This is a genomic window from Streptomyces sp. CRN 30 (assembly GCF_034105845.1).
This window is the reverse complement of record NZ_JAVRHI010000347.1, coordinates 1-3,039: the sequence shown is the minus strand read 5'-3', so window position 1 is coordinate 3,039 and position 3,039 is coordinate 1. Positions and strand designations below refer to the sequence as shown.

Here is a 3,039-nt window from a genome sequence, read left to right as displayed (position 1 = left end):
CGGCACGAAGAAGCAGGCGCAGGAGGCCATCGCCGAGCAGGCCACCCGCGTCGGCATGCCCTACGTCAACCAGCGCTGGCTGGGCGGCATGCTCACCAACTTCTCGACCGTCTACAAGCGTCTGCAGCGCCTCAAGGAGCTCGAGCAGATCGACTTCGAGGACGTCGCCGCTTCCGGTCTGACCAAGAAGGAGCTTCTCGTGCTCTCGCGCGAGAAGGCCAAGCTGGAGAAGACCCTCGGTGGTATCCGCGAGATGTCCAAGGTCCCCAGCGCCGTCTGGATCGTGGACACCAAGAAGGAGCACATCGCGGTCGGTGAGGCCCGGAAGCTCAACATCCCGGTCGTCGCCATCCTCGACACCAACTGCGACCCCGACGAGGTCGACTACAAGATCCCGGGCAACGACGACGCGATCCGCTCCGTCACCCTGCTCACCCGCGTGATCGCCGACGCCGTCGCCGAGGGCCTCATCGCCCGTTCCGGCGCCGGCAAGGGCGCTGGTGAGAAGGCCGCGGGCGAGCCGCTCGCCGAGTGGGAGCGCGACCTGCTCGAGGGCGAGAAGAAGGCAGACACCGAGGGCGCCGAGGGTGCCGCTCCGGCCGCCGAGGCCGAGAAGCCGGCCGAGGCTGCCGAGGCCCCCGCCGAGGCTCCGGCCGCTGAGGCCCCGGCTGCCGAGGCTCCGGCCGCCGACGCCGAGCAGGCCTGACCCTCAGGGCACTGACGGCGGGAGCGGTGACATGATCCTCCACTGCCCCCAGGGCGGTGGAGGTGTCGCCACCGCTCCCGCCGTTCACCCGTAGGTCAGCGGTGCGTCGGGGATTCGCGGTCTTCCGTGGATCCCGGCCCCGTAGATCTTCGATCTTCCCGACTTCGAGACTTTCGAGAAAGACTCACAGACTCATGGCGAACTACACCGCCGCCGACGTCAAGAAGCTCCGTGAGCTCACGGGCGCCGGCATGATGGACTGCAAGAAGGCCCTCGACGAGGCCGACGGCAACGTGGAGAAGGCCGTCGAGGCGCTCCGCATCAAGGGCCAGAAGGGCGTCGCCAAGCGCGAGGGCCGCTCCGCCGAGAACGGCGCCGTGGTCTCCCTCATCGCCGACGACAACTCCTCCGGCGTCATCGTCGAGCTGAAGTGCGAGACGGACTTCGTCGCCAAGGGCGACAAGTTCCAGGACGTGGCCAACACCATCGCCGCGCACGTCGCCAAGTCCGCCCCGGCCGACATCGAGGCGCTGCTCGCCTCCGAGATCGAGCCCGGCAAGACCGTTCAGGCGTTCGTGGACGAGGCCAACGCCAACCTGGGCGAGAAGATCGTCCTGGACCGCTTCGCGCAGTTCGCGGACGGCTTCGTGACCGCGTACATGCACCGCACGATGCCCGACCTGCCCCCGCAGATCGGTGTCCTCGTCGAGCTCGACAAGCCGAACGCCGAGATCGCCAAGGGCGTCGCCCAGCACATCGCCGCCTTCGCGCCGAAGTACCTCTCCAAGGAGGACGTGCCGGCCGAGGTCGTCGAGAGCGAGCGCCGCGTCGCCGAGGAGACCACCCGCGCCGAGGGCAAGCCCGAGGCCGCGCTTCCGAAGATCGTCGAGGGTCGCCTCAACGGCTTCTTCAAGGACGCCACGCTGCTCGGCCAGCCGTACGCGCTCGACAACAAGAAGTCCGTCCAGAAGATCCTGGACGAGGCCGGTGTCACCCTGAAGCGCTTCTCGCGCATCAAGGTCGGCATCTGAGTCCGTACTGCGATCGACGCGATCGACGCACGACCCGCGGGCAAATCCCGCTAGGGTCGACAGCAGTCGCCCGCGCCGTCCGCGCGTGCCGCCCGGCACGCGCGCGTGGCGGACGACAGCAGATCTGACGAGGAGGCCATTGCCGCATGGGATGCGAAACACACCCCACCGGCAGTGGCCTTCTTCGTGTGTGTGACCCACGTAAAGAGACGAGAGCTCCATGACGACCAAGGCCCAGAAGAGCGACGACGGCAAAGTACGCGGCCGGTTTCTGCTGAAGCTGTCCGGAGAGGCATTCTCCGGCGGCGGGGGCCTGGGCGTCGACCCCGACGTGGTGCACGCCATCGCCCGCGAGATCGCGGCCGTCGTCCGTGACGGCGCGGAGATCGCGGTCGTCATCGGCGGCGGCAACTTCTTCCGCGGCGCCGAACTGCAGCAGCGCGGCATGGACCGGGCCCGCTCCGACTACATGGGCATGCTCGGCACGGTGATGAACTGCCTCGCCCTCCAGGACTTCCTGGAGAAGGAGGGCGTCGACTGCCGCGTCCAGACCGCCATCACCATGGGCCAGGTCGCCGAGCCGTACCTCCCGCTGCGCGCCGTCCGCCACCTGGAGAAGGGCCGTGTGGTGATCTTCGGTGCCGGTATGGGCATGCCGTACTTCTCCACCGACACCACCGCCGCCCAGCGCGCCCTGGAGATCGACGCAGAGGCGCTGCTGATGGGCAAGAACGGCGTGGACGGGGTCTACGACTCCGACCCGAAGATCAACCCGGACGCGGTCAAGTTCGACTCCCTCGGCTACGGCGAGGTCATCACGCGCGAGCTCAAGGTCGCCGACGCCACCGCGGTCACCCTCTGCCGGGACAACAAGCTCCCGATCGTCGTCTTCGAGCTTCTGGCCGAGGGCAATATCGCTCGGGCCGTCAAGGGTGAGAAGATCGGCACTCTCGTGGGCGACCAGGGCGGCCGGGCCTGACCGGTGCCCCCCTGCCCGGGGGGACGGAGCCTGACCGGGGGATGGACAATGTCCTGCCGGTCAGGAACCGTGCAGGAATAAGACGCGACGCAGCCGGCCGCCGACCCTGACACAAGAGAACAGCAGCCGGGCCTACTCAAGACACGCAGGAGCAAGTGGTGATCGAAGAGACCCTCCTCGAGGCCGAGGAGAAGATGGAGAAGGCCGTCGTGGTCGCCAAGGAGGACTTCGCCGCGATCCGCACCGGCCGTGCGCACCCGGCGATGTTCAACAAGATCGTGGCCGACTACTACGGCGCGCCGACGCCGATCAACCAGCTGGCC

The 3,039-nt window shown here is 68.1% G+C and carries 4 protein-coding genes; all 4 read left to right on the top strand.

Going from position 1 to position 3,039, the window contains the following annotated elements:
- Positions 1-706: 30S ribosomal protein S2 (rpsB, locus tag UW392_RS37150; protein WP_320779634.1), on the top strand; the 706-nt coding region annotated here is incomplete at its 5' end.
- A gap of 194 nt (positions 707-900) precedes the next feature.
- Positions 901-1,737 carry a translation elongation factor Ts gene (gene tsf / locus UW392_RS37145; protein WP_320779633.1) on the top strand — a complete coding sequence of 279 codons (837 nt, stop codon included), beginning with the start codon at positions 901-903 and terminating at the stop codon, positions 1,735-1,737.
- A 220-nt stretch (positions 1,738-1,957) separates the two neighbouring features.
- Positions 1,958-2,716 carry a UMP kinase gene (pyrH, locus tag UW392_RS37140; RefSeq protein ID WP_320779632.1) on the top strand — a complete coding sequence of 253 codons (759 nt, stop codon included), beginning with the start codon at positions 1,958-1,960 and terminating at the stop codon, positions 2,714-2,716.
- 158 nt (positions 2,717-2,874) lie between these two features.
- A partial coding sequence (locus UW392_RS37135; RefSeq protein WP_320779635.1) for a ribosome recycling factor occupies positions 2,875-3,039 on the top strand: 165 nt, incomplete at its 3' end.

Coding starts and splice junctions, on each gene's coding strand:
- tsf (WP_320779633.1), top strand. CDS start 901: ATGGCGAACTACACCGCCGCCGACGTCAAGAAGCTCCGTGAGCTCACG.
- pyrH (WP_320779632.1), top strand. CDS start 1,958: ATGACGACCAAGGCCCAGAAGAGCGACGACGGCAAAGTACGCGGCCGG.